General features: G+C 68.6%; 17 protein-coding genes. 8 read left to right on the plus strand and 9 right to left on the minus strand.

Features of this window, described 5'->3' with window-relative positions; genetic code table 11:
- Positions 1-2: 2 nt before the first annotated feature.
- The 7 genes from ACIP63_RS26600 to ACIP63_RS26630 all read left to right on the plus strand — a co-directional run bounded on the left by ACIP63_RS26600 (position 3) and on the right by ACIP63_RS26630 (position 9,606).
- Entirely contained in the window at positions 3-920 is a 918-nt protein-coding gene (locus ACIP63_RS26600) for a carbohydrate ABC transporter permease (RefSeq protein ID WP_401520256.1), read from the plus strand.
- Positions 921-1,188: 268 nt separating this feature from the next.
- Positions 1,189-2,388 (plus strand): ROK family protein, encoded by a 1,200-nt coding sequence (locus ACIP63_RS26605; RefSeq protein ID WP_401520259.1) that lies wholly within the window; start codon positions 1,189-1,191, stop codon positions 2,386-2,388.
- Between the two features lie 119 nt (positions 2,389-2,507).
- On the plus strand, positions 2,508-3,620 hold the full coding sequence (locus ACIP63_RS26610; RefSeq protein WP_401520260.1) for a sugar ABC transporter substrate-binding protein: 1,113 nt from the start codon (positions 2,508-2,510) through the stop codon (positions 3,618-3,620).
- A gap of 189 nt (positions 3,621-3,809) precedes the next feature.
- A complete protein-coding gene (locus tag ACIP63_RS26615) occupies positions 3,810-4,598 on the plus strand; it encodes an ATP-binding cassette domain-containing protein (RefSeq protein WP_362939014.1) in 789 nt (262 codons plus the stop codon).
- Positions 4,595-5,872 carry a sugar ABC transporter permease gene (locus ACIP63_RS26620; protein ID WP_401520263.1) on the plus strand — a complete coding sequence of 426 codons (1,278 nt, stop codon included), beginning with the start codon at positions 4,595-4,597 and terminating at the stop codon, positions 5,870-5,872. The genes ACIP63_RS26615 and ACIP63_RS26620 overlap by 4 nt, the downstream gene beginning before the upstream one ends.
- 173 nt (positions 5,873-6,045) lie before the next feature.
- Complete coding sequence (gene dxs / locus ACIP63_RS26625) at positions 6,046-7,959, plus strand: 1-deoxy-D-xylulose-5-phosphate synthase (protein WP_401520266.1); 1,914 nt, start codon at positions 6,046-6,048, stop codon at positions 7,957-7,959.
- Between the two features lie 144 nt (positions 7,960-8,103).
- The gene (locus ACIP63_RS26630) at positions 8,104-9,606 is read left to right on the plus strand and encodes an amino acid permease (RefSeq protein WP_401520269.1); all 1,503 of its coding nucleotides are present in this window, start codon (positions 8,104-8,106) and stop codon (positions 9,604-9,606) included.
- Positions 9,607-9,611: 5 nt separating this feature from the next.
- On the opposite strand, the gene ACIP63_RS26635 is transcribed toward ACIP63_RS26630, so the two are convergent.
- The gene (locus ACIP63_RS26635) at positions 9,612-10,019 is read right to left on the minus strand and encodes an NTP pyrophosphohydrolase (protein ID WP_401520271.1); all 408 of its coding nucleotides are present in this window, start codon (positions 10,017-10,019) and stop codon (positions 9,612-9,614) included.
- 17 nt (positions 10,020-10,036) lie between these two features.
- Positions 10,037-11,131: an LCP family protein gene (locus tag ACIP63_RS26640; RefSeq protein ID WP_401520274.1), complete on the minus strand. Its 1,095-nt coding sequence runs from the start codon at positions 11,129-11,131 to the stop codon at positions 10,037-10,039.
- Between the two features lie 329 nt (positions 11,132-11,460).
- Here ACIP63_RS26640 and ACIP63_RS26645 point away from each other — a divergent pair, with 329 nt between their 5' ends.
- Positions 11,461-12,585 carry a hypothetical protein gene (locus tag ACIP63_RS26645; protein ID WP_401520277.1) on the plus strand — a complete coding sequence of 375 codons (1,125 nt, stop codon included), beginning with the start codon at positions 11,461-11,463 and terminating at the stop codon, positions 12,583-12,585.
- An 84-nt stretch (positions 12,586-12,669) separates the two neighbouring features.
- Here ACIP63_RS26645 and ACIP63_RS26650 read toward each other — a convergent pair whose 3' ends face one another.
- The 7 genes from ACIP63_RS26650 to ACIP63_RS26680 form a co-directional block, all read right to left on the minus strand.
- A complete protein-coding gene (locus ACIP63_RS26650) occupies positions 12,670-14,679 on the minus strand; it encodes a glycosyltransferase (protein WP_401520279.1) in 2,010 nt (669 codons plus the stop codon).
- A gap of 34 nt (positions 14,680-14,713) precedes the next feature.
- The gene (locus ACIP63_RS26655) at positions 14,714-16,210 is read right to left on the minus strand and encodes an SDR family NAD(P)-dependent oxidoreductase (protein ID WP_401520282.1); all 1,497 of its coding nucleotides are present in this window, start codon (positions 16,208-16,210) and stop codon (positions 14,714-14,716) included.
- Between the two features lie 86 nt (positions 16,211-16,296).
- A complete protein-coding gene (locus tag ACIP63_RS26660) occupies positions 16,297-18,312 on the minus strand; it encodes a hypothetical protein (RefSeq protein WP_401520285.1) in 2,016 nt (671 codons plus the stop codon).
- Positions 18,313-18,625: 313 nt separating this feature from the next.
- A complete protein-coding gene (locus ACIP63_RS26665) occupies positions 18,626-19,627 on the minus strand; it encodes a signaling protein (RefSeq protein ID WP_401520288.1) in 1,002 nt (333 codons plus the stop codon).
- Between the two features lie 183 nt (positions 19,628-19,810).
- Positions 19,811-21,940 (minus strand): 3-hydroxyacyl-CoA dehydrogenase NAD-binding domain-containing protein, encoded by a 2,130-nt coding sequence (locus tag ACIP63_RS26670; RefSeq protein WP_401520290.1) that lies wholly within the window; start codon positions 21,938-21,940, stop codon positions 19,811-19,813.
- Complete coding sequence (locus ACIP63_RS26675; protein ID WP_401520292.1) at positions 21,937-23,163, minus strand: thiolase family protein; 1,227 nt, start codon at positions 23,161-23,163, stop codon at positions 21,937-21,939. Before ACIP63_RS26675 ends, ACIP63_RS26670 begins: the two co-directional genes overlap by 4 nt.
- 259 nt (positions 23,164-23,422) lie before the next feature.
- Positions 23,423-24,697: an HRDC domain-containing protein gene (locus ACIP63_RS26680; protein WP_401520295.1), complete on the minus strand. Its 1,275-nt coding sequence runs from the start codon at positions 24,695-24,697 to the stop codon at positions 23,423-23,425.
- Positions 24,698-24,762: the final 65 nt, after the last annotated feature.

Genomic DNA, 24,762 nt, shown 5'->3' on the forward strand with positions numbered 1-24,762 from the left:
CCATGAAGGTCACTGAGACTCCTCCCGCCGTCCCGGCCCCGCGCTCGCCGGTGACGAAGACGGACCTCCCGGCGGGCGAGCCGGCGAAGAGCAGCGAGGGCAAGGTCCTCAACGTCTTCTCGCACGGTGTGCTGGTCATCTGGGCGGTACTCGTCGTCATGCCGCTGCTCTGGGCGGTGATGTCGTCCTTCAAGACGGACGACTCGATCCTGTCGACGCCCTGGTCGCTGCCGGACAAGCTCCACTTCGAGAACTGGTCACGGGCCTGGAACCAGGCCCACATGAGCGACTACTTCCTCAACACCATCCTGGTGGTGGGCGGTTCGCTCATCGGGACCCTGCTGCTGGGCTCGATGGCGGCGTACGTGCTGGCGCGGTTCGACTTCCCGGGGAACCGCTTCATCTACTTCCTCTTCATCGGGGGGATGAGCTTCCCGATCATCCTGGCGCTGGTCCCGCTGTTCTTCGTCATGAACAACATGGGCCTGCTGAACTCGGTGCACGGACTGATCCTGGTCTACATCGCGTACTCGCTGCCGTTCACCGTCTTCTTCCTCACCTCGTTCTTCCGGACCCTGCCGACATCGATCGCGGAAGCGGCCATGCTCGACGGCGCGTCGCACACCCGGACGTTCTTCCAGGTGATGCTGCCGATGGCGAAGCCCGGTCTGATCAGCGTGGGCATCTTCAACTTCCTCGGTCAGTGGAACCAGTACATGCTGCCGACGGTGCTGAACACCGACCCGGACGGCAAGGTGCTCTCCCAGGGCCTGGTCGAACTGGCCACCAGCCAGGGGTACAAGGGGGACTGGTCGGGTCTCTTCGCCGGCCTCGTCATGGCGATGCTGCCGGTCCTCGCCGCGTACATCGTCTTCCAGCGCCAGGTCGTCGCGGGGCTGACGGCGGGGGCGCTCAAGTAGCGGCGCGCGCGTTCCGCTGTCAGGTCTTGTCGTCACTCGGGTAACAGGAGTCACCAGAAACGAACAGGCTTCCCGAGCAGGGAACCACCCTCCGGCCACCGGCCGGGGGGTGGTTTTCATGCCCTTTCCGATGCTTTCGCGCCCGTCGGAATGTGGAGGCCCCATGCTCATCGGAGGCTGCGGCTGCTCAAGGTCTTGACGGGGAGCACCCCAAAACGCTCAGCTTAGGGTTCACATGTTAGAGAAAACGGCAGGAGTGAGTGAGTCGATGGAGACTCCGGGGTCGCAGACATCTCTGCATCGGGCCAACCTTGAGCGGGTCGTACGTGCCGTAAGGATGGCAGGGTCGCTGACCCAGGCCGAGATCGCCAGGAGCACCGGCCTCTCCGCAGCCACCGTCTCCAACATCGTCCGTGAACTCAAGGACGGCGGCACGGTCGAGGTGACTCCCACCTCGGCGGGCGGGCGCCGTGCCAGGAGTGTCTCCCTGAGCGGGGACGCAGGGATCGTCATAGGGGTAGATTTCGGGCATACCCACCTTCGGGTGGCCATCGGCAACCTGGCCCACCAGGTGCTGGCCGAGGAGTCCGAGCCGCTCGATGTCGACGCCTCGTCGGCTCAGGGCTTCGGGCGGGCGGAACAGCTGGTCAACCGCCTCGTCGAGACCACCGGCATCAGTCCCGGGAAGGTGATCGGCGTGGGGCTCGGCGTGCCAGGCCCGATCGACGTCGAATCCGGCACGCTGGGCTCCACCTCGATCCTGCCGGGCTGGACGGGCATCAACCCCAGCCAGGAGCTCGCCGGGCGCCTCGGTGTCCCGGTGTACGTGGACAACGATGCCAACCTGGGGGCCCTCGGCGAGCTCGTCTGGGGCAGCGGCAGGGGGGTCAGGGACCTCGCGTACATCAAGGTCGCCAGCGGCGTCGGCGCCGGTCTGGTGATCGACGGGCACATCTACCGGGGCCCCGGAGGCACGGCCGGCGAGATCGGCCACATCACCCTCGACGAGTCGGGCCCTGTCTGCCGCTGCGGCAACCGCGGCTGCCTGGAGACCTTCACCGCCGCCCGGTACGTCCTGCCCCTGCTCAAGCCCAGCCACGGGGCCGATCTCACCATGGAGCGGATGGTCCAGCTGGCCCGCGAGGGTGATCCGGGCTGCCGCCGGGTCATCGGGGACGTCGGCCGGCACATCGGCAGCGGGGTGGCGAACCTGTGCAACCTGCTCAACCCGAGCCGGGTGGTGCTCGGCGGATCCCTCGCGGAGGCGGGGGAGTTGGTGCTGGCACCCATCCGTGACTCGGTCTCGCGGTACGCCATCCCCAGCGCCGCGCGGCAGCTCTCCGTGCTCCCCGGGGCGCTCGGCGGGCGGGCCGAGGTGCTGGGTGCGCTGGCCCTCGTGCTGAGCGAGATGGGGGATTCAACCCTTTTGGAGAGCACCCTCCCCGCCGCGACTCCTGCCTTCACTTAGATAACGAATGGCACCGTTGTCATCTCGTTAAGTATTTACTCCTTGACGCTGACGTCGCGGCCGAGTTGACTTCCAGCCACCTCGGCCGCAACGTCGCGGCCTCGTCAGGGAGGTTCGAAATGAACACGCGTATGCGTCGTGCCGCCGTTGCCGTTGCCGCCACCACCATGGCCGTCTCTCTCGCTGCTTGCGGGAGCGCCAAGGAGTCCGGCGACAAGACCAGCTCGGAGTCCGCGAAGAAGGGCGACGACCTCAAGATCGGTCTGCTCCTTCCCGAGAACGCCACGGCCCGTTACGAGAAGTTCGACAAGCCGATCATCGAGAAGAAGGTCAGCGAGCTGACCGGTGGCAAGGCGGAGGTCGTCTACTCCAACGCCCGCCAGGACGCCACGCTGCAGGCGCAGCAGGTCGACACCATGATCACCAACAAGGTCGACGCGCTCATCATCGACGCCGTCGACTCCAAGGCCATCGAGAACAGCGTCAAGAAGGCCAAGGACGAGGGCATCCCCGTCGTCGCCTTCGACCGCCTCGCCGAGGGCCCGATCGACGCCTACACCTCCTTCGACAACGAAGAGGTCGGCCGCGTGCAGGGCACCGCCCTGCTGGAGGCCCTGAAGGGCAAGACCAAGCCCACCGTCGTGATGATGCACGGCGCGATCACCGACCCGAACGCCGCGCTCTTCAAGAAGGGCGCCAAGTCGGTGCTCGACGGCAAGGTGACGTACGGCAAGGAGTACGACACCAAGGAGTGGAAGGCCGAGAACGCCAACGCCAACATGGAGGGTGCGATCACCTCCCTCGGCAAGGACAAGATCGAGGGCGTCTACTCCGCCAACGACGGTCTGGCGGGCGGCATCATCCAGGCGCTCAAGTCCGCGGGCGTCACCAAGCTCCCGCCGATCACCGGCCAGGACGCCGAGCTCGCCGGTGTGCAGCACATCGTCGCGGGTGAGCAGTTCATGAGCGTCTACAAGTCGTACCCGCAGGAGGGTGTCGTCGCCGCCGAGATGGCCGTGGCGCTCGCCAAGGGCGAGAAGCTCGACTCGATCGCCACCTCCACGGTCGACAACGCCAGCACCAAGGGTGTTCCGACGGTCCTCGTCCCGGTCGTCTCGCTGACCAAGGACAACATCAAGGACACCATCATCAAGGACGGCATCTGGACGATCGACGAGATCTGCACGGCCAAGTACAAGGCCGCCTGCGACTCGATCGGTCTGAAGAACTAACTCCCACCGCGCGACCGGCCGCCGGCCGGAGACGCGCGGACCCGAGGCCTGTCCGGCGCCCCGCCCACCAACTGTCCCGCTACCGGGCGGGGCGCCGGACGGAACGCCTCAGCGGTTTCTTACTCTTCTGCTCGACCACCGCGCCTCCCCCCAGGCGCGGCATCCCCGCCGGGTCAGGCGGCGAAGGAGATGGTTCACGTGTCCGCTACGCCCGTGTTGGCGTTGCGAGGGGTCTCCAAGCGATTCGGTGCCGTCCAGGCGCTCACCGATGTAGAGCTTGAGGTCCACGCCGGTGAAGTGGTCGCCCTGGTGGGCGACAACGGTGCCGGTAAATCAACGCTGGTCAAGACGATCGCCGGTGTACACCCGATCGATGACGGAGTCATCGAGTGGGACGGCCGGCCGGTCCAGATCAACAAGCCGAACGACGCCCAGAGCCTGGGCATCGCGACCGTCTACCAGGACCTCGCGCTCTGCGACAACATCGACGTCGTCGGCAACCTCTACCTCGGCCGGGAGATCCGTAAGTACGGAATCCTCGACGAGGTCGAGATGGAGCGCCGCTCCCGCGAGCTCCTGTCCACGCTGTCGATCCGCATCCCCAGCGTCCGCATACCGATCGCCTCGCTCTCCGGCGGACAGCGCCAGACCGTCGCCATCGCCCGATCCATGCTCGGTGAGCCCAAGCTCGTCATCCTCGACGAGCCCACCGCCGCCCTCGGCGTCGAGCAGACCGCGCAGGTCCTCGACCTGGTCGAGCGGCTGCGTGAGCGCGGTCACGCGGTCATCCTCATCAGCCACAACATGGCCGATGTGAAGGCCGTGGCCGACAAGGTCGCCGTGCTCCGGCTCGGCCGGAACAACGGGGTCTTCGATGTGAAGACCACCTCGCAGGAAGAGATCATCTCCGCCATCACGGGCGCCACGGAGAACGCCGTGACCCGTCGTGCGGCTCGTAACGCGGAGGTCAAGAAGTGACAACCGACAAGACGTCCACGGCCGTGGTCAACCCGGAGGCCGCCAAGGGCGCGGACACCGCGGTCGACCCCCGGCTGCTCGTGCGCGAGCAGGGCTTCGGCGGGTACATCACCGAGTTCAAGCGCAAGATGCGCGGTGGTGACCTCGGCTCGATCCCGGTGGTCATCGGCCTGATCATCATCTGCGTGGTCTTCCAGAGCCTGAACTCGGAGTTCCTCTCCGCGAAGAACATCAGCGACATCGCCGTGGCGATGGTGGCCACCGGCATGATGGCCGTCGGCATCATCTTCGTGCTGCTGCTCGGTGAGATCGACCTGTCGGTCGGTTCGGTCAGCGGTGTCTCCGGCGCCGTCGTGGCCGTGCTCAGCGTGACCAACGGCATGAACGAGTGGCTCGCCCTCGTCGTCGCGATCGTCAGCGGCGCGGTCATCGGTGCCATCCACGGCTTCTTCTTCGCCCGGATCGGCGCCCCCGCCTTCGCCGTCACCCTCGCCGGCCTGCTGTTCTGGCTGGGTCTCATGCTCCAGCTGCTCGGTGACACGGGCACGATCAACCTCGACAGCGACGGTGTGGTCGGCAAGCTGACCACGTACTACTTCACGGACGTCGCCGCCGCCTACGGTCTGGCCGCCGTCGCGGTGATCGCCTTCTTCCTCTCCGCGTTCCTGGACAGCCGCCGCCGTGAGGCCGCGGGCGTCCCCTCCCGGCCGCTCACCGACATCGTGGTGCGCACGGCCGTCCTCGCGGTGTTCGCCTTCGCCGCGGCGTACATGTTCAACCAGTACCGCGGTCTCCCGCTGGCCCTGGTCCTCTTCCTCATCGTCCTCGTCGGCACGGACTTCATGCTGCGCCGTACGACCTACGGGCGGAAGATCTTCGCGCTCGGCGGCAGCGTCGAGGCGTCCCGCCGCGCCGGCATCAACGTCACCGCGATCCGCGTCTCGGTCTTCGCGATCGCCGGCACCTTCGCGGCCATCGGCGGCCTCTTCTGGGCCTCCAAGATCGCCGCCGTGAACCAGGGCTCCGGCACCGGTGACCTCCTGATGAACGTCATCGCCGCGGCCGTCATCGGCGGCACCAGCCTCTTCGGAGGCCGGGGCCGCACCTGGAACGCCCTGCTCGGCGTGATGGTGATCGTCTCGATCCAGTACGGCCTGTCGCTGGAAGGCATCAAGACCCCGGTCCAGTACATGATCACCGGTGGTGTGCTTCTCGCCACGGTCGTCATCGACTCCGTCACCCGCAAGACGCAGAAGACCGCCGGCCGCGCCTGACCGTCGCACCTGCGCACATGTGCCCGGCATCCTCCGTGATGCCGGGCACCGGCGCGTCCGGCGGGGCCCGGCGCGGCGCGACGGAATGCGCCGCCCGATGACCGGGGCCGCCGACGGAACATTAGACTCATCGGATCGGCAAGCTCGATCAGCTCACACGCAAGGAGGCACGGGTGGATCTGCTGACCCGCATCAGGGGACCGCGCGACCTGGACCGGCTCGGCCTCGAGCAGCTGGACCAGCTCGCCGGGGAGATCCGTACCTTCCTCGTGGAGGAGGTGTCCAAGACCGGCGGCCACCTCGGCCCGAACCTGGGCGTGGTCGAGCTGACCATCGCCCTGCACCGGGTCTTCGAGTCCCCGCAGGACAAGGTCCTCTTCGACACCGGCCACCAGAGCTACGTACACAAGCTGCTCACAGGCCGGCAGGACTTCTCGAAGCTCAAGAGCAAGGGCGGCCTCTCCGGATACCCGTCCCGTGCCGAGTCCGAGCACGACGTCATCGAGAACTCGCACGCCTCGACGGTGCTCGGCTGGGCCGACGGCCTCGCCAAGGCCAACGAGGTCCTGGGCAAGGACGACCACGTCGTCGCCGTCATCGGTGACGGCGCGCTCACGGGCGGTATGGCCTGGGAGGCGCTGAACAACATCGCCGCCGCCAAGGACCGCCCCCTCGTCATCGTCGTCAACGACAACGAGCGCTCGTACGCCCCGACCATCGGCGGCCTCGCGAACCACCTCGCCACCCTCCGCACCACCGACGGGTACGAGCGGTTCCTGGCCCGCGGCAAGGACCTCCTGGAGCGCACGCCCGTCGTCGGCAGGCCGCTGTACGAGACCCTGCACGGCGCCAAGAAGGGCCTCAAGGACTTCATCGCCCCGCAGGGCATGTTCGAGGACCTCGGCCTGAAGTACGTCGGGCCCATCGACGGCCACGACATCGAGGCCCTGGAGTCCGCGCTCCAGCGCGCCAAGCGCTTCGGCGGCCCGGTCATCGTGCACTGCCTCACCGAGAAGGGCCGCGGCTACACCCCCGCCCTGGAGGACGAGGCGGACCGCTTCCACGCGGTCGGCAAGATCCACCCGGACACCGGCCTGCCGATCTCCACCTCCGGCCTCGACTGGACCTCGGTCTTCGGCGAGGAGATGGTCAAGCTGGGCCACGAGCGCGAGGACGTCGTCGCCATCACGGCGGCCATGCTCCAGCCCGTCGGCCTCGGCAAGTTCGAGGAGGCCTTCCCGGACCGGATCTACGACGTCGGGATCGCCGAGCAGCACGGCGCGGTCTCCGCGGCCGGCCTGGCCACGGGCGGGCTGCACCCCGTCTTCGCGGTCTACGCGACCTTCCTGAACCGCGCCTTCGACCAGGTCCTCATGGACGTCGCCCTGCACAAGTGCGGCGTGACCTTCGTCCTGGACCGGGCCGGCGTCACGGGCACCGACGGCGCCTCGCACAACGGCATGTGGGACATGTCGATCCTCCAGTGCGTGCCGACCCTGCGGATCGCCGCCCCGCGCGACGCCGACCAGGTCCGCGCCCAGCTGCGCGAGGCCGTCGACGTGGACGACGCACCCACCGTCGTCCGCTTCTCCAAGGGCGCGGTCGGCCCCGCGGTCGACGCCGTGGGTAAGGCCGGAGGCATGGACATCCTCCGGGCGGCCGGCACGGACACGCCGGACGTCCTCCTGGTCTCCGTCGGCGCCCTCGCCCCGATGTGCCTGGAGATCGCCGCTCTGCTCGACGCCCAGGGCATCTCCACGACCGTGGTCGACCCGCGCTGGGTCAAGCCCGTCGACGAGGCGCTCGCCCCGCTCGCGGCGGAGCACCGGGTCGTCGTCACCGTCGAGGACAACAGCAGGGCGGGCGGTGTCGGCTCCGCCATCGCCCAGTCCCTGCGGGACGCGGACGTGGACGTACCGCTGCGCGACTTCGGCATCCCGCCGGTCTTCCTCGACCACGCCTCGCGCGGCGAGGTCATGGCCGAGATCGGGCTGACCGCACCGGACATCGCCCGCCAGGTCACCGGCCTGGTCGCCAAGCTCGACGGCCGCTACGAGAGCCGCGCCGTGGAACCCGTACGCGACTGATCCCTCGGCGACGCTCCGGGCCGGTCGGCCACCCCACTCGGGTGGTCCGACCGGCCCATTCGCGTGAAATCGGGGCGTACCGCACATCCGGGGGCGATCCGTTCCGAATCATGGCGTGCACGACGAGTGCGTGGAGGTACGCCGGTGAGCACGCAGCAGGACACGCCCCCCAGCGGAAAGGGACTGTTCCGGACCAAGACGGTCGAACAGTCCATCCGTGATACCGAGGAACCGGAGCACGCGCTCAAGAAGTCCCTCTCCGCACTGGACCTCACGGTCTTCGGAGTGGGTGTCATCATCGGCACCGGCATCTTCGTCCTCACGGGCAAGGTCGCCAAGGAGACGGCGGGCCCCGCCACGGCGCTCGCCTTCGTCGCGGCGGGCATCGTCTGTGCGCTCGCCGCCCTCTGCTACGCCGAATTCGCCTCCACCGTCCCGGTGGCCGGATCGGCGTACACCTTCTCCTACGCCTCGCTGGGCGAGCTGGTCGCCTGGATCATCGGCTGGGACCTGGTGCTGGAATTCGCGCTGGGCACCGCGGTGGTGGCGGTCGGCTGGTCCGGCTACGTCCGCTCGCTCATGGACAACATCGGCTGGACGATGCCGGAGGCGCTCTCCGGCCCGGACGTGGCGAGCGGCTTCGGCTTCGACATCCTGGCGTTCGCCCTGGTGCTGGTCCTGACGGTGATCCTCGTCCTCGGGATGAAGCTCTCCGCCCGGGTGACCACGGTCGTCGTCGCCATCAAGCTGGCGGTCGTGGCCATCGTGATCATCGCCGGCGCGTTCTTCATCAAGTCGGCCAACTACTCGCCCTTCATCCCCGAGGCCGAGAACCAGCCCGCGGGTTCGGGCCTGGACGCGCCGCTGGTCCAGCTGATCTTCGGCTACCAGCCGACGAACTTCGGCGTCATGGGCATCTTCACCGCCGCCTCCATCGTCTTCTTCGCCTTCATCGGCTTCGACGTCGTGGCCACCGCGGCCGAGGAGACCAAGCTCCCGCAGCGGGACATGCCGCGCGGGATCCTCGCCTCACTCGTCATCTGCACGCTGCTCTACGTCGCCGTGTCGATCGTGGTCACCGGCATGCAGCACTACTCCGAACTCTCCGTCAGCGCCCCGCTCGCCGACGCGTTCAAGGCCGTCGGGCACCCCTTCTACGCGGGCGTCATCAGCTTCGGCGCCGCGGTCGGACTCACCACCGTCTGCATGATCCTGCTGCTCGGCCAGACCCGGGTGTTCTTCGCGATGAGCCGTGACGGGCTGCTCCCGCGGTTCTTCTCGGTGACGCACCCGCGCTTCGGGACCCCGTACCGCCCCACCATCCTGCTCGGCGTGGTCATCGCTATCGTGGCCGGCTTCACGAGCATCAACGAGCTGGCGACCCTGGTGAACATCGGCACGCTCTTCGCGTTCGTGGTCGTGGCCCTCGGCGTCATCGTCCTGCGCCGCACCCGCCCCGATCTCCACCGCGCCTTCCGGACGCCGTGGGTGCCGCTGCTCCCGATCGTGTCGGTGGCGGCCTCGGTCTGGCTGATGCTGAACCTGCCGGCCGAGACGTGGCTGCGGTTCGGGATCTGGATGGCGCTCGGTGTGATCATCTACTTCGTGTACGGGCGCCGCAACAGCCGTATGGCGAAGTCCTCCTGACCCCGTCAGACACCTCGTGAGGGCGGCGGCAGCGGCCGTACCGTACGCGGGCCCGTGCACCGGGCCCCGTACGCCTCGACCCGCTGCCGCAGCCCGCGGTCGGCCGTGACCACGACGCAGGGCCGTGCACCCTGGGCGGCGGCGGCCAGTGCGGCGATCAGATCGTCCCCGCTGCCGGACGCCGCCTCCACGCGCACGCCCGGCACGGAGGCGACCTGCCGCGCGGCGCCCTCCACGACGAGCACGAGCTCGACGGGACCGGCGGCGTGTCCGGTCAGCCCCTCGGCGGCGTACGGGACCAGTGAGTCCCGCAGCCGCTCGGCGGCACCGTGCCGGTCGCGCCACCAGTGGTCGGGCACGGAGCCCACCACATTGGCGGCGTCGACGATGACGAGGGCCTTCTCACCGGTCATCCCCGAAGGATGACAGGTCAGCCGCCGGTCGCCGGCGACTTCTTGGCCGACTCGGGGATCGTGCCGTCCTTCCGGATCGCCTTCCACAGGTCGCCGGCCTGCGGCTCGGCGGCCACGACGCGGTTCGGGTCCTGCTTGTCGTAGGCGACCGGCAGCATGATCGTCTCCATGGAGGAGGGATCGACGCCGTTCATCGAGCGGGCGAAATCCGCGAGCGAGGTCAGCGAGGCGAGCCCCTCGTCGGTCGTGAGCGACTTGGTCGCGGAGTTGGCGATCTTGTAGGTGCTCGTCGGACTGCCCAGCAGATCCTGCGACTTGATCTCCGTCAGCAGGGCGAGCAGGAACTGCTGCTGGAGTCCGATGCGGCCGAGGTCGCTGCCGTCGCCGACGCCGTGCCGGGTGCGGACGTAGGCGAGGGACTCGGTGCCGTTGAGCTTGTGCGTACCGGCGGTCAGGTCGAGACCGGAGGACTTGTCCTTGATCGGCTCCTCGACGTCGACGGTGACCCCGCCGATCGCGTCGACGAGGTCCTTGAACCCGGCGAAGTTGATCTCCAGGTAGTGGTCGATCCGGATCCCGGACATCTTCTCCACGGTCTTGACCACACAGGCCGGACCGACCTGGGAGTACACGGAGTTGAACATGACCCGGTTCGCGGACGCCATCTTCGAACCGTCGGCCTTGACGCACTCGGGCCGGGTCACGAGGGTGTCGCGCGGGATGGACACGGCGACGGCCTCGGTGCGGCCCTCGGGTATGTGCACCACCAGCGCGGTGTCGGACCGCGCACCGCCGACGGCGCCGCCACCGCCCAGCTCCTTGTTCTCCGCCCCGGCGCGTGAGTCGGAGCCGAGGACGAGCAGGTTCTGACCGGTGGTGGGGAGCTTCTCGGGACGGTCCTCGCCGAGCGCCTTGTTGATGTCGACGCCCTTGATGTTGCCGTCGAGGTCCTGGTACATCCAGTACGCCGTACCGCCGCCGGCGAGCAGGAGAACGAGCAGGACCCCCAGCGTGATCTTGAGGCCGCGGCGGCGCTTGCGTTCCTTCTTGCGGCCCCGCTTCGGTGCTTCCGCCCGTCGTGAGGCGCGTGGAGGTACGGCGTCGTGGCTCATCCTGCGCGAGTCCCTTGGTCTGTGGCCCGTGAGGACCGGGTGTGGAGTCGGGGACTCGGGTGGGGCCGGTCCATGCGTGTGGGGACGCTAAGTGTGCACTATAGACATATTTTCGATTCTCGTGTACTTCTTCACGCAACCTTCAGGGCGCCCTCCCGACTTGTTCCGTCTCGCGTGATAGAGCCGCCACTTCGCGCGGGGTCGGGAGCGCCTGTCCCGGCGGCGGCCGGGGCTTCTATGATGGGGCGTGTGTTCGGTTTGCCGCGTGCCGGAACGCAGGGGGGCACCGGGCGCGGGGCCGAGAAGCTCGGGAAGGACAACCTCACGTCATGCCGGTCAGATCCAGGCGCGCCAACCAGGGGAAGGCACCGGTCCAGGGGACCGCGAGCCCCGACACCGGCGCGCATCACGCGGTGCGGGAGGTGGCCGGTGGCCGCTGGCTCGTTCTGGGCAAGGACGGCAGGCTCAGTGCCTACGCCCTGGGCGACGAGGGAGTGCTGCGCTGGACAGAGTCACGTCCCGGGAGCTCCGAGTGGGTGGGGCCGGAACTCATGCCCGTAGCTGGACTGACCTCCCTCGTGGTGGCTCAGGGCCCCGACGGTTTCGTTCACTTCGTGGGTCGTCGCGCGGTACACGCCGACGGTGGCCCGCCGGTCGTCGATCTGGTGAGCGCCACCCAGTTCCAGACAGGCCGTCCCGTCACTCAGTGGCGTTCCCTCGGCAATCCGCACGGTGAACAGGCGAAGGCCGCGCTTCTCGGTGTACCGACCGCAGCGGTGGACGCGGCAGGGATGGTGCACGTCTTCGTACGGAACGAAAGCGGCGGCCTGCTGCTGCGCTGTGAGAAGGCGGACGGCAAGTGGGAGGCCTGGCGGGACCTGAAGGTCCGGCGGGTCCAGGACGGTACGGCAGTGGTGACTACCACGTCCGGACGGGTGGACGTCTTGGCCCCGGCCGCAGGGGCGACCCTGCGGCTTAGCCGGCGCGAGTCCGGTGGTGCCTACCAGCAGGACCAGGACATCCCCTTCGCGCACACCCCGGGCAGCGCCGTCGCACTCGAGACAGCGCAGGACAGGGTCACTTACTACTGGGCGGACGAGTCCACAGGAGGAGTCGTCGCCTACCGCCCCGGGACCTGGGCGATTCCGCTGGGTGGCTACCCGTCCACCGGTCCGGTCGCGGCCATGCGGGTCATGCTCGACGGCTACGACTGCACCGTGCTCGCCCACAGCACGCCCGACGGTCAGGTCATGCTCACCGCTTGCGGTACGGAGAACGAGGGCGGCGGCGTGTGGTGGTCTCCCACCGGCGAGTACTGCACGGGCGGCCCGGCGCTCGCTCACGACGCCTATGGGCGGGTGGTGCTCGCGCTCATAGGGAGGGACGGCGAGCTGCGTATCGCGCGACAGAACCACGAGCCGGGTCTGGCGCTGGACCCGTCCGTCCAGGTCTGAGGACCACGGGGCGTGGTGGGAGGGACCGAGGACCCGCGGGACCCTCCCGCGGGTCCCGCCTTCGGACGGTGAGCCGACGTGGGATCAGGAAGCCAGCTTCAGCCCGATCGACAGGTAGTTGCTGTCCGTGTAGTACGGGTGGAACGCAACCGATCGACCCTGAGGGGTGGCGACGGACCGCTTCGGGAAGACGTTGACGGGCTTGCGCTTGACGATGTCGTCGCCGAAACGGCCGATCCGCAACCGGTGCGACGTGCCCGTGACCGTCAGGTTTCCCGGGATGCTCAGGGAGAGATCCCAGATGGTGTCGAGCTCGACCATCCTGTCGGCGTACTGCTGGAGATCGATGGTGAAACTCGCGCCCCCGTTCGAGAACGCGCACGGGATCGTGAAGAACGACTCCTTGTTCTTCCGGCTCTGGGCGATGACGTGGGCGCCGTCCCCGGCGACGTCCACCTGTGGGCCCCCCTGGGCGGCGTCGACTCCCAGCGCGAAGATCTGCACGTGCAGATGCGAACCGGCCGTCTCGACGGAGAGCACCTCCGCGTGCGCGGGAAACTCGCGGGAGACAATCTGGAGGTACCCGCCATCCTCGGAACGGGTGAAGGACCGGAAGCGCACCGGACTCGCGTGCGCAGGGCTGGAGATGAGGGAGTTCGCCGACTGCTGGAGCTCCTTGGTCTTCACCCGCCGCATCACTCCGTCGTCCTCACGGCGCAGGAGGACGTTCCAGGTGCCCTGGGCCAGCCGGAGGTGCCCCGGTATCGTCACATAGTGGCCGTTGGACGTCTGTTCCGCGGCCCCCGCCATCAGTGCCTGTCGTCCGTCCGCCGCGTTCACGCACAGGACGGTGAAGCGGCTGCCGGGCGCACAGGTGGGGTCGACGACGAATTCGAGGTCTCCCGCGGACGTGGCACGGCACAGGGCCTCGGGCCGGTAGTCGCGCGCCATGAGCAGGCGGGAGAGGTACGTCTCGTACGTCTGGGCCTGGGCCTCGTTGCTGTAGTTGCGGGCCTTCTCAGCGGCGTTCGCACCGAGTTGCACCCGCGTGTCGGCATCTCCCATGAGCCAGTCGAGGTTCTTGGCGAACGCGTCGACGTCCCCGACGGGGGACAGGGCCCCGTCCACCCCGTCCGAGATGATCTCGGAAGGCCCGTGCGGGCCGGCGGTGCTGAGCACCGGGACCCCACAGGTCATCGCTTCCACGATCGTCAGTCCGAACGTCTCGTCCGTGGAGGTCGACGTGTGCAGTGCCGACTTGGCGAGTTCCTCACGGAGGTGCCTCGTGTGCCCCATGAGAAGGATGCGCTCGGTCGCCCCGAGATCGTCGATGAGCTTACGGAGCTTCGGCTTCTCCACACCGCTGCCGTAGACACGCAGTGTCCAGTCGGGATACTTCCTGCCGAGCTGGGCGAAGGCGTTGATGAGGAGGTCGAACCGCTTCCAGTCGACCATGCGTCCCGATGAGGTGACGATGCGGGATTCCCGTACGTCGGATCGCATGAACGTGCTGGTCACCGCGTTGGGGATGGCATGGAAGTCGGTCCCGACCGCGCCGTAGGCGTCCCGGTGGGTCTGGGCGTCCTTCGCAGTCACCGTCACGAAGCCGTCCAGCTGCGGGATGGCGAGGTCCAGCATCTTCCGCGAAGCCGGGCTCTGGTGGTGGTAGTGCGTGTGCGCTTGGCCCAGGGTGACGTACTTTCCGGTCCCCAGGATGGTCAGGAGCGCGATGGTGTTGGGCGCCGTCGCGATGATGACGTCGGCATCGGCGCTCTGCAGATAGACGGCGGCACGTTCGTCCATGAGCTTGCTGTAGCGGTTCGGATCCTCGGGCTTCCACCCGGCACCGGGGCAGTGCTCCGTGGCGATCGAGTGCATCGGATGATCGAGGTCCGAGGAGCCCTGGCGGGTGTCCACGAGCGTGCGCAGCTTGATGCTCGGGTCGAACCGGAGTGGCGGGACGTCGTGGTACTGGAAGACGCTCACCAATTCGACCTCATGCTGTCTGGCGGCGAGGGAGTTGGCGAGGGTCTGGGTGGCGACGGACGTACCGGCCTGGCCGTAGGCGCTGTACATCAGAAAAGCGATCTTCACGTGGTCCTCCTGGATCAGTGGCCGTGGGCCCGGCTCAGACGGGCTGATTCTCGGAGTGGTGCAGGACCTGTGAGAGCGCCGACTCAAAGGCCGAGTCGGCTGCCGCCGTCGGATCTTGCCGGCGTACGTCGATCACGTGGCCCGTCATCTCGGAGAGGAGTACGTCCAGGGAACTGCGCGCGACCTCTTCCGAGGAGAGCAGCGAACCGCTTGGCTCCTGCCCGAACGCCTTGGTCCGCATCGGGGTCGCGGTCCGCTCCGGATTCACACAGTTGACCCGTATGCCGTCCTCGGCCCACTCGTCGGACAGTGCCTGGGTGAGGTTCACCATGGCGGCCTTCGTGGAGGAGTACAGGCTGTACTCCGCGCGCCCCCGGGTGTAGCTGCTGGATGTGAAGAGCAGCAACTGCCCACCGGTCTCCGCGAGGTACTTGTAGGAGGTGCGGGCGATGTTCACGGGCGCGAGGTAGTTGACCGCCAGCGCCTCGCGGACCGTGGAGTCGTCGGCCTGATCGAGCCGGCCGATCCGGAGAACCCCCGCTGTGTTGACGACGAAGTCGATCCTGCCCGTCTCCGCGTACGCCTTGGCGAAGGCCTCGTCCACGTGGTCGGGGTTCTCGACATGGGTGCCGGTCGTGGAGCGTCCGAGGGCGTGGACCCGCGCCCCGTAGCTCTCCGCGAGCCTGGCGATGTCGCTGCCGATTCCGTACGAACCGCCGAACACGAGCATGGTTCTGCCCGCCAGCCGGTCCCGGTAGAAGTCGTCGCCACCGGGTGCGGGAACCGTCGTGGAGGCCAGCTGGAACAGCTTGTCGGCGATGAAGACGTCTACGGGCTGGGTGACCTTCATGTTGTACTCGTCGCCCGCCACCACGTGGACAGGCACGTCGGGCAGGTACTTCACGATAACCGAGCAGTCGTCGGTCGCCTGGAAGAACGGGTCGGCGGCCGCCCGTTCGTACGCCGCGCGGATGGTGGACAGCCGGAATCCCTGCGGGGTCTGCCCCCGCCTGAGCCTGGCACGGTCGGGAACCTCGGTGATGAACTCGCCCGCGTCCCCGTGTGTTCTGGTGACGATCACGGTGTCGGCGGACGGGATGGCCACGTCCACGGCGTGGTAGCGGTCCAGCGCCGCCACGCATTCCTTGACCACGCGCTGGGACAGCAAGGGGCGTACGGCATCGTGGAAGAGCAGATTGCAGTCCTCGCCCGCGCCGAGCTGCCCGGTGACCGCCTGGATCGCGATGTTCGTCGTCTCGCTGCGGGCGCTGCCTCCGGCCAGGACCGCCGATACCTTGCGCAACCCGGCCCCGGTGACGATCTTCGCGGCCTCGGCCGTGTGGCTGGGTGTCATCAGCACGATCACGTCGTCGATGTCCGGCGCGCTCTCGAAGACGCGCAAGGTGTGCTCCAGGATCGACTTCCCCGCGATCTTCAGGAGCTGCTTCGGGATGGCGAGCCCGATGCGCTGGCCGGTACCACCGGCGAGAACAACTGCGACGGTACGGCGGCGGGTGGCGCGCGTGGTCAAGACGTTCCTGCTTCCTGTTCGCGGTGAGGATGAGCGAGAGGCCCCGGACGGGGGCGGAGAGCCTCGCGTACGCAGCGACCGTGAGGTCAGGCCGGCTGGTGGGGCTGCTGTTCGGGGAAGCCGTGCTGGTCCCCGTACTCGATCGGGAAGTCCCGCAGTCCGCGATGGTAGAGATCGTTCGCGGCGTGGGCGAAGCGGACGGTCGACGGCGGACTGTCTGGCCCCAGCAGGTATTCCTTGAGCTGCTCCCGGTAGGGGGCCATCACGTCCTGGTCCGCGGAGAACATGGCGGTGAGGGCCATCTCCAGGCCGTTGCACTCGGCATCGAGCAGGTACGAGGCGTAGGCGGTCCGCTGCTCGTTCCTGAACTCCGCGTCCGGCAGGCCCTCCAGGTTGAAGATCGCGTACGGCTTCCTGGTCGCTACGAAGTCGGAGACCACGCTCGACATGTCTCCGATGAGCAGATCCGAATGGTTGAAGCAGTCGTACAGGGTCGGCACCCGCTCCGTCACCACGTGGTGGGCGTCGACGGGCAGGGAGTCCCAGTAGAGCGTGCCGGCCTGGTCACGGAACTTGCGGATCCGGGTGGTCCGCTCCTCCTCGGTCAGGTCCGGGTACCTGGAGCGGACACCGCGCTCCTGGAGAGCGGCGAGCCGCTTGTCGATGCGCGCCAGCCTGCGGGCGGCGGCCTTCGAGTCCATGACCTTCCGGCCGAACCTGCGGGCGTTGTCCTCCTGCAGGAGCGCGATGATGCGCCGGTGCGCGGCCGCCGCGGCGGGAGAGCGCGTACCCGTCAGCGGGTGAGGCTTGTAGATGACTCTCAGCTGACGCTCGTGCGAGAGCAGCATGCGTATGAGCTGCTCACCTGCGGGGATGACCGAGGTGTAGCAGGCGTCGTCGGTCCAGCCCTCCCAGGTGGGGGCGTAGATGACGGTGGGCGTCTCGTTGCTGACCGACCCCGTCCACCGGCGCAGCGGCATGAGCTGCGGACGTCCGACCTCCACGATCTGGTTCGCGGACACGGCGTGCTTGATGCGTTCGTAGCGGTCGCGGCCGGCGCGGCCGGCGACCCAGATCTCGTCGAAGACCTTGCTCACGCGGTTGCTGCTGGCCAGCTTGTCGCTGTCGCCGTGGCCGATGAAGACGTGCTTGACCTCGTGGCGCTGCAGCATGTGGACGTTCTTGCCCGCGTTGCCCGGGTAGAGGGTGACGCGGAGCTCCGGCATCTCGACACGTGCCAGGTTCTCGGCCTTCGGGACGCAGATGACCGGCACGGAGGTGGCGTCCAGGAAGCGCAGCGTGGCCCGCTCGCGCAGGACGATGATCGGGCGCAGATCCATCGCCTCCAGCGACTCCAGCCACATGTTCACCTGGTACATGAAGTCCCGGGAGACCGCGGCGAAGGTGAAATAGAGCGCGACCTGAGGCCGATACTGCGCGAGCTGCCAGTTCAGCTCGTCCAGGGCGTCGTCAGGGCTGGGCAGGATCAGGGCGTTCCTGGCTCCCGGCAGCAGGACCAGCACCGCGACGACAGACAGCCAGACGGCCGCGATCCCACCGAACGTGACGTAGCGCCAGTCGTCCGTGGCGATGGTGCCGATGGCGCCGGCGACCAGGGGGACGTCCAGGTGGAGCATTTTGCGGACGTGCTTGTTCATCAGGAACGGGTGCGGCAGGCGGCGGATCCCCAGCGCCTCAAGGTCCAGCCCACGTGTGGTGAAGGGCAGCGCCGCGCGCTCGGACCGGACCCGCTTGAGCAGGGCTCCGTAGACGAGTTGCAGTACGAAGAGGAGCAGCAGCCCGACCGTCGTCATCTGCACGACGAACGAGTCGAGGTCGATCATGACGCCGCAGAGGGCGAGCAGCAGGAACTGGCGGATCAAAAAGCGGATGGTGAGGCCGAAGCGCGAGTCCCTGAGGCGGTCCAGCGTCGAGGACTGGGCGGTGTGAAGGAGGAGGTCCGCTCCGTAGCTGACTGCTGCGGCGTAGGCGAAGACAGGAAGGGAAACCATCACGACCGCCACCATCATGGTGACGAAACTGCCCACCAGTGCGGCTGTGATCAGAATACCGAGCGCGGCTTGCCGCTGTGGCTTGCCCATCGGGGGACAGCCCCTCCTTCAGTGATCGTGCGAACGCACGGCGACGGTGCCGGCGGGAGCAGGGAGTGCCGCACGTCATCACAGTGGGGGCCGAACCGCAGGATCTATCCGAGAGGCGGACGGTGCGTATGGAGCTCGTGAAGCATCAGACCGAACTGTAGACAGTCGTGAAAGATTTAGTGAACTTTCAGAGGGGAAAAGTCGAACATTTGACGACCGGATACCGAACAGTTATGAAGCGCTTGCTTTTCGTGATCGCGTGCGGGGCGACTCTCACGCTCGGTGACCGTCTGGCCGACACGAGCGCTCACCGCTACGACGGACACGCGTAGACCGCGAGTCGTCGTCGCCCTCCGGATGTCACCGAGAAGGCCACGCACAAAGCCTGGTCGGGCACGGGGCGAACGGCGAGACCCTCCGGCTCCCGGAAGGGCAGGTGGGGAGCGACGGAGACCTTGCGTCGCCCCACGGTCTTCCCGCTGCGCATATCGATGGCCGATACGAAAGTGTTCCCGCCCGCCGACGGCGGATTATCTCCTCCCGTCTCCGTGTAGGGCGTTCCCGTGAGCTGGTAGACGAGGTCCTTGTGCACGGCGCAGCCCTGGAGCGTCTCCCCCTTGCGCAGGGCGAGGTTTCGGAGGTCCGCCAGTGGTCGGTACGACCCGGACAGGAATTCGTCGAGGGCATAAGTCGTATAGCGGTGAGCGTCACCCGCCCGATGGCTCACCAGGAGGCGGTTGGCGGCGACGTCGACGGCCGGGTGGATCCGATGACTGCGAGGCAGGGGCCGGTGGTGACGAACCGCAAGTGAGGCGCTGTCCAGGACCGTGTCGTTGCGGAAGGGGATCCGCGCCACGGCACGTCCGTAGCCGGTCCGTTCGTCGGCGTCGGATTCCACCCAGAGCTGGGGGCCCGTTCCGGACGGCTCCACGCCCATCGAGATCCCGTGACCGAATCCGCGCAGGTACATGTGCTGTGGCGCCGCGTCGCGGTGGCGATGGGCAGTGACGCACATGTCGCCGGCCAGCCGACGTGCCTTCCCGGACATTGTCCGCCGTTCGTCGGGCAGCCGGATCCCGTTCTGCATGACCTGAAGCGAGTAGAGCCGGCCCTGGTCGTCGAAGGCGATCGACTGCGGCCCGGTGGTGTGGTGCAGCGGGGTGGGGGGCAACAGCTCCGAAGCCGCGTCGATGTCGAACAATCCGACGGTGCCGACGGGGCCGGGAACGTGCCGCTCCCGACGGCCGAACGCCACCCCGACAGCAGCGGCGGCGACCACGGTGCTGCCGCCTGCCAGCATTGCTCTCCGGCTCATCGGCCTTGGGGTGATGGCCATGACTGCCCGCGACCGTCGATTCTTCCGGGAACGGGTGACCCGTCCATGCTTTGGGGTGAGGTGCGGCATTCTGTCATGGGTCCGCTTGGTCCGGAAAGCTCGGCGACAGAGAAGGGTACGGCCCGTTGCCGAGCCGTACCCTTCGCGCCTGTCAGGCAGGTGTTACGCCGGGACGCTCGCCACGCCCTGCGCCAGGAACGGCTTGCCGTTCACCCGCTGCGAGACGCCCTCGCGGTCCAGGTACGGCGTGATGCCGCCCAGGTGGAAGGGCCAGCCCGCGCCGGTGATCAGGCAGAGGTCGATGTCCTGCGGCTCCGCGACGACGCCCTCGGCCAACATCAGGCCGATCTCCTGGGCCACCGCGTCCAGGACGCGGGCACGGACCTGGTCCTCCGTCAGGACGGTGTCGCCCTGCTTGAGGAGGGCGGCGACCTCGGGGTCGAGGACCGGCGCACCGGAGTCGTAGACGTAGAAGCCGCGCTTGCCCGCCTTGACGACCGCCGCGAGGTTCTCGGAGACCGTGAAGCGGTCCGGGAACGCGCGGTTCAGGGTCTCGGAGACGTGGAGGCCGATGGCCGGGCCGACCAGCTCCAGCAGCACCAGCGGGGACATCGGCAGGCCGAGGGGCTCGATGGCCTTCTCCGCCGTCTCGACCGGGGTGCCCTCGTCGATGATGTTCTGGATCTCGCCCATGAAGCGGGTGAGGATGCGGTTGACGACGAACGCCGGGGCGTCCTTCACCAGCACCGCGGTCTTCTTCAGCTTGCGGGCGACGCCGAAGGCCGTGGCCAGCGAGGCGTCGTCGGTCTGCTCGCCGCGGACGATCTCCAGGAGCGGGAGGACCGCGACCGGGTTGAAGAAGTGGAAGCCGACGACCCGCTCGGGGTTCTTCAGCTTCGACGCCATCTCGGTGACCGAGAGGGACGAGGTGTTCGTGGCGAGGATCGCGTGCGCCGGGGCGACCGCCTCGACCTCCGCGAACACCTGCTGCTTGACGCCGATCTCCTCGAAGACGGCCTCGATGATGAAGTCGGCGTCGGAGAAGCCCTCCGCCTTGTCCAGCACACCCGAGACCAGGGCCTTGAGGCGGTTGGCCTTGTCCTGGTTGATGCGGCCCTTGCCGAGCAGCTTGTCGATCTCGGCCTGGACGTAGCCCACGCCCTTGTCGACGCGCTCCTGGTCGATGTCCGTGAGGACGACCGGGACCTCCAGGCGGCGCAGGAAGAGCAGCGCGAGCTGGCTGGCCATCAGGCCCGCGCCCACGACGCCGACCTTGGTGACCGGGCGGGCCAGGGACTTGTCCGGGGCACCGGCCGGGCGCTTGGCGCGCTTCTGGACCAGGTCGAAGGAGTAGAGCCCCGAGCGCAGTTCACCACCCATGATCAGGTCCGCGAGGGCCTGGTCCTCGGCGTCGAAACCGGCGCTCAGGTCGCCGCTCTTCGCCGCGGCGATGATCTCCAGCGCGCGGTACGCGGCGGGGGCCGCCCCGTGCACCTTGGAGTCGGCGATCGCCTTGCCGCGGGCGACGGCCTGGTCCCAGGCGTCACCGCGGTCGACCTCGGGACGCTCGACCGCGATCTCGCCCTTGAGGACGGACGCCGTCCAGATCAGCGACTGCTCCAGGAAGTCCGCGCCCTCGAAGATCGCGTCGGCGATCCCGAGCTCGAAGACCTGCTTGCCCTTGAGCTGACGGTTCTGGTTGAGCGAGTTCTCGATGATCACCGAGACGGCGCGGTCGGCGCCGACCAGGTTGGGGAGCAGCGCGCAGCCGCCCCAGCCGGGGACCAGGCCGAGGAAGACCTCGGGCAGCGAGAACGCGGGGATCGCGGTGGAGACGGTGCGGTACGAGCAGTGCAGACCGATCTCGACACCGCCGCCCATGGCCGCGCCGTTGTAGTACGCGAACGTCGGGACCGCGAGGCCGGACAGCCGGCGGAACACGTCGTGGCCGCCCTTGCCGATGGCCAGCGCGTCCTGGTGGTTCTTGAGGAGCTCGACGCCCTTGAGGTCGGCGCCGACCGCGAAGATGAACGGCTTGCCGGTGACGCCGACGCCGACGATCGCGCCGTCGGCGGCCTCCTTCTCGACCTGGTCGACGGCGGCGTTCAGGTTCGCCAGCGACTGGGGGCCGATGGTGGTCGGCTTGGTGTGGTCCAGGCCGTTGTCCAGCGTGATGAGCGCGAAGCGCCCCGCACCGCCGGGCAGGTCGAGGTGGCGTACGTGCGCCTGGGTGACGACCTCGCCCGGGAACAGCTCGGCCGCGCCCTTCAGAAGCTCAGTGGTGGTGCTCACTTGTTGCCTCCGGCGTTCTCGAAGTGCGGGTTCTCCCAGACGACCGTGGCGCCCATGCCGAAGCCGACGCACATGGTCGTCAGGCCGTAGCGGACCTCCGGCTGCTCCTCGAACTGGCGGGCCAGCTGAGTCATCAGGCGGACGCCGGAGGAGGCCAGCGGGTGACCGTAGGCGATCGCGCCGCCGTACTGGTTGACGCGCTGGTCGTCGTCGGCGATGCCGTAGTGCTCCAGGAAGGCGAGCACCTGCACGGCGAAGGCCTCGTTGATCTCGAAGAGACCGATGTCGTCGATGGAGAGACCGGCCTTGGCGAGGGCCTTCTCCGTCGCCGGGATCGGGCCGTAGCCCATGACCTCCGGCTCGACACCCGCGAAGGCGTACGACACGAGGCGCATCCTGACCGAGAGGCCCAGCTCGCGGGCGGTCTCCTCGGAGGCGAGCAGCGAGGCGGTGGCGCCGTCGTTGAGACCCGCGGCGTTACCGGCCGTCACGCGGCCGTGGGCGCGGAACGGGGTCTTCAGACCGGCCAGCGACTCCAGGGTGGTGCCCGGGCGCATCGGCTCGTCGGCGGTGACCAGGCCCCAGCCCGTCTCCCCGGCTTCGGCGTTGGTGCGGCGCACGGAGACCGGCACCAGGTCCTGCTGGATCTTGCCGTTGGCGTACGCCTTGGCGGCCTTCTCCTGCGAGCGGACCGCGTACTCGTCGGCGCGCTGCTTGGTGATCGAGGGGTACCTGTCGTGCAGGTTCTCCGCGGTCATGCCCATGAAGAGGGCGGACTCGTCGACCAGCTTCTCCGACACGAGACGCGGGTTCGGGTCCACGCTCTCGCCCATCGGGTGGCGGCCCATGTGCTCGACACCGCCGGCGATGACGACGTCGTACGCGCCGAAGGCGATGGAACCGGCCGTCGAGGTGACGGCGGTCAGGGCGCCCGCACACATGCGGTCGATGGAGTAACCGGGTACCGACTGCGGCAGACCGGCCAGGATTCCGGCGGTGCGGCCGAGCGTGAGGCCCTGGTCGCCGATCTGCGTGGTCGCGGCGATGGCGACCTCGTCGATCTTCGCGGGGTCCAGGTCCGGGTTGCGGCGCAGCAGCTCCCGGATGGCCTTCACGACGAGATCGTCGGCGCGGGTCTCGTGGTAGATGCCCTTCGGGCCCGCTTTGCCGAACGGGGTGCGGACGCCGTCGACGAAGACGACGTCCCGGATGGTACGAGGCACGGTGGCTCTCCTCCAGGGTGCGGGATGGCACTGCTGCGGGCGCACGCATCGGCGCGCCACGACCCTCATGCTACTTGCGGGTAACCGGACTGCCCACCCCCCACCACCGGAGCGGTGAACGTCACACGCGGAGGGGGCCGGGAAGACCGGGTAAGTGGCGTGAATTCGATCCTCCTCGACGGACCGGCCCAGGGTGCGGCCCCGACACGCGTACGCCCCCTGCCGGATCCGGCAGGGGGCGTACGCGAGGCGCGCGGTGTCAGGCGCTCGTGTCGAGGGCACGCAGCAGCAGAGGGCCGACCTGGCCGATCTGCCAGTTGCGCGCGCCGTGTGCCGCCAGCGCGGTCTCGACCGCGTCCGGGGTCAGGACCTTGGGCGGCTCCCAGCAGATCCGGCGCACGGTGTCCGGGGTGATCAGGTTCTCCTGCGGCATGTGCAGCCGCTCGGCGAGCTCCGACACGGCGGTGCGGGCCGCCGACAGCCGGGCCGCGGCGGCCGGGTCCTTGTCGGCCCACGCGCGGGGCGGCGGCGGTCCGGCGGGCTGCTGGCCGGGCTGGGGCAGCTCCGACTCGGGCAGCTCCTTGGCCCGGTCGACGGCCGCCTGCCACTGCTCCAGCTGACGGCGCCCCATGCGGTGCCCGAAGCCGGGAAGCGCGGTGAGGGCCTGCACATTCGCCGGGAGCGCCAGGGCCGCCTCGATGATCGCGGCGTCCCCGAGCACCTTGCCGGGCGAGATGTCACGGCGCTGCGCCACCTGGTCACGGGCGGTCCACAGCTCCCGTACGACCGCGATCTGACGGCGCCGCCGCACCTTGTGCATGCCGGAGGTCCGGCGCCACGGGTCCTTGCGCGGGGGAGCGGGCGGTGCCGAGGCGATCGCGGCGAACTCCTCCAGCGCCCACTCCAGCTTGCCCTGCCGGTCCAGCTCCTCCTCCAGGGCGTCGCGCAGGTCCACCAGCAGCTCGACATCGAGCGCGGCGTAGCGCAGCCAGGGGTCGGGCAGGGGGCGGGTGGACCAGTCGACCGCGGAGTGGCCCTTCTCCAGGGCGTAGCCGAGGACGTTCTCCACTATGGCGCCGAGGCCGACGCGCGGGAATCCCGCCAGGCGTCCGGCGAGCTCCGTGTCGAAGAGCGAGGTCGGGGTCATGCCTATGTCGCGCAGGCAGGGCAGGTCCTGGGTGGCGGCGTGCAGGATCCACTCGGAGCCGGTGAGGGCCTGGCCGAGCGTGGACAGGTCGGGGCAGCCGACCGGGTCGATCAGCGCGCTTCCCGCACCCTCGCGGCGCAGCTGCACGAGGTAGGCGCGCTGGCCGTAGCGGTAGCCCGAGGCGCGCTCGGCGTCGACGGCGACGGGGCCGGTGCCCGCGGCGAAGTCCGCGACCACCCGGGCGAGCGCGTCGTCGGTCGCCACCACCGGGGGGATGCCCTCGCGCGGTTCGAGCAAGGGGATCGGCGCCGGGGCGACGTCGTCCGGGGGAGCGCCCCCGGTGGTTCGCAGTGAAGTGTCTGCTGCGGTCTCTTGGGCGTCGGTCACATGCCAAGGGTATCTGTGTATGTGCGTCGCCCGTCGACGGAACGTTCCGTCGACGGGCGGCCATG

Source organism: Streptomyces sp. NPDC088746 (genome assembly GCF_044751065.1).
In the GTDB taxonomy this organism is placed as follows: domain Bacteria; phylum Actinomycetota; class Actinomycetes; order Streptomycetales; family Streptomycetaceae; genus Streptomyces.

What these genes read in the sequence shown, in the direction of transcription:
- ACIP63_RS26600 (WP_401520256.1), top strand. Translation starts at nt 3, where the DNA reads ATGAAGGTCACTGAGACTCCTCCCGCCGTCCCGGCCCCGCGCTCGCCG.
- ACIP63_RS26605 (WP_401520259.1), top strand. Translation starts at nt 1,189, where the DNA reads ATGGAGACTCCGGGGTCGCAGACATCTCTGCATCGGGCCAACCTTGAG.
- ACIP63_RS26610 (WP_401520260.1), top strand. Translation starts at nt 2,508, where the DNA reads ATGAACACGCGTATGCGTCGTGCCGCCGTTGCCGTTGCCGCCACCACC.
- ACIP63_RS26615 (WP_362939014.1), top strand. Translation starts at nt 3,810, where the DNA reads ATGGTTCACGTGTCCGCTACGCCCGTGTTGGCGTTGCGAGGGGTCTCC.
- ACIP63_RS26635 (WP_401520271.1), bottom strand. Translation starts at nt 10,019, where the DNA reads ATGACCGGTGAGAAGGCCCTCGTCATCGTCGACGCCGCCAATGTGGTG.
- ACIP63_RS26640 (WP_401520274.1), bottom strand. Translation starts at nt 11,131, where the DNA reads ATGAGCCACGACGCCGTACCTCCACGCGCCTCACGACGGGCGGAAGCA.
- ACIP63_RS26645 (WP_401520277.1), top strand. Translation starts at nt 11,461, where the DNA reads ATGCCGGTCAGATCCAGGCGCGCCAACCAGGGGAAGGCACCGGTCCAG.
- ACIP63_RS26660 (WP_401520285.1), bottom strand. Translation starts at nt 18,312, where the DNA reads ATGGGCAAGCCACAGCGGCAAGCCGCGCTCGGTATTCTGATCACAGCC.
- ACIP63_RS26665 (WP_401520288.1), bottom strand. Translation starts at nt 19,627, where the DNA reads ATGAGCCGGAGAGCAATGCTGGCAGGCGGCAGCACCGTGGTCGCCGCC.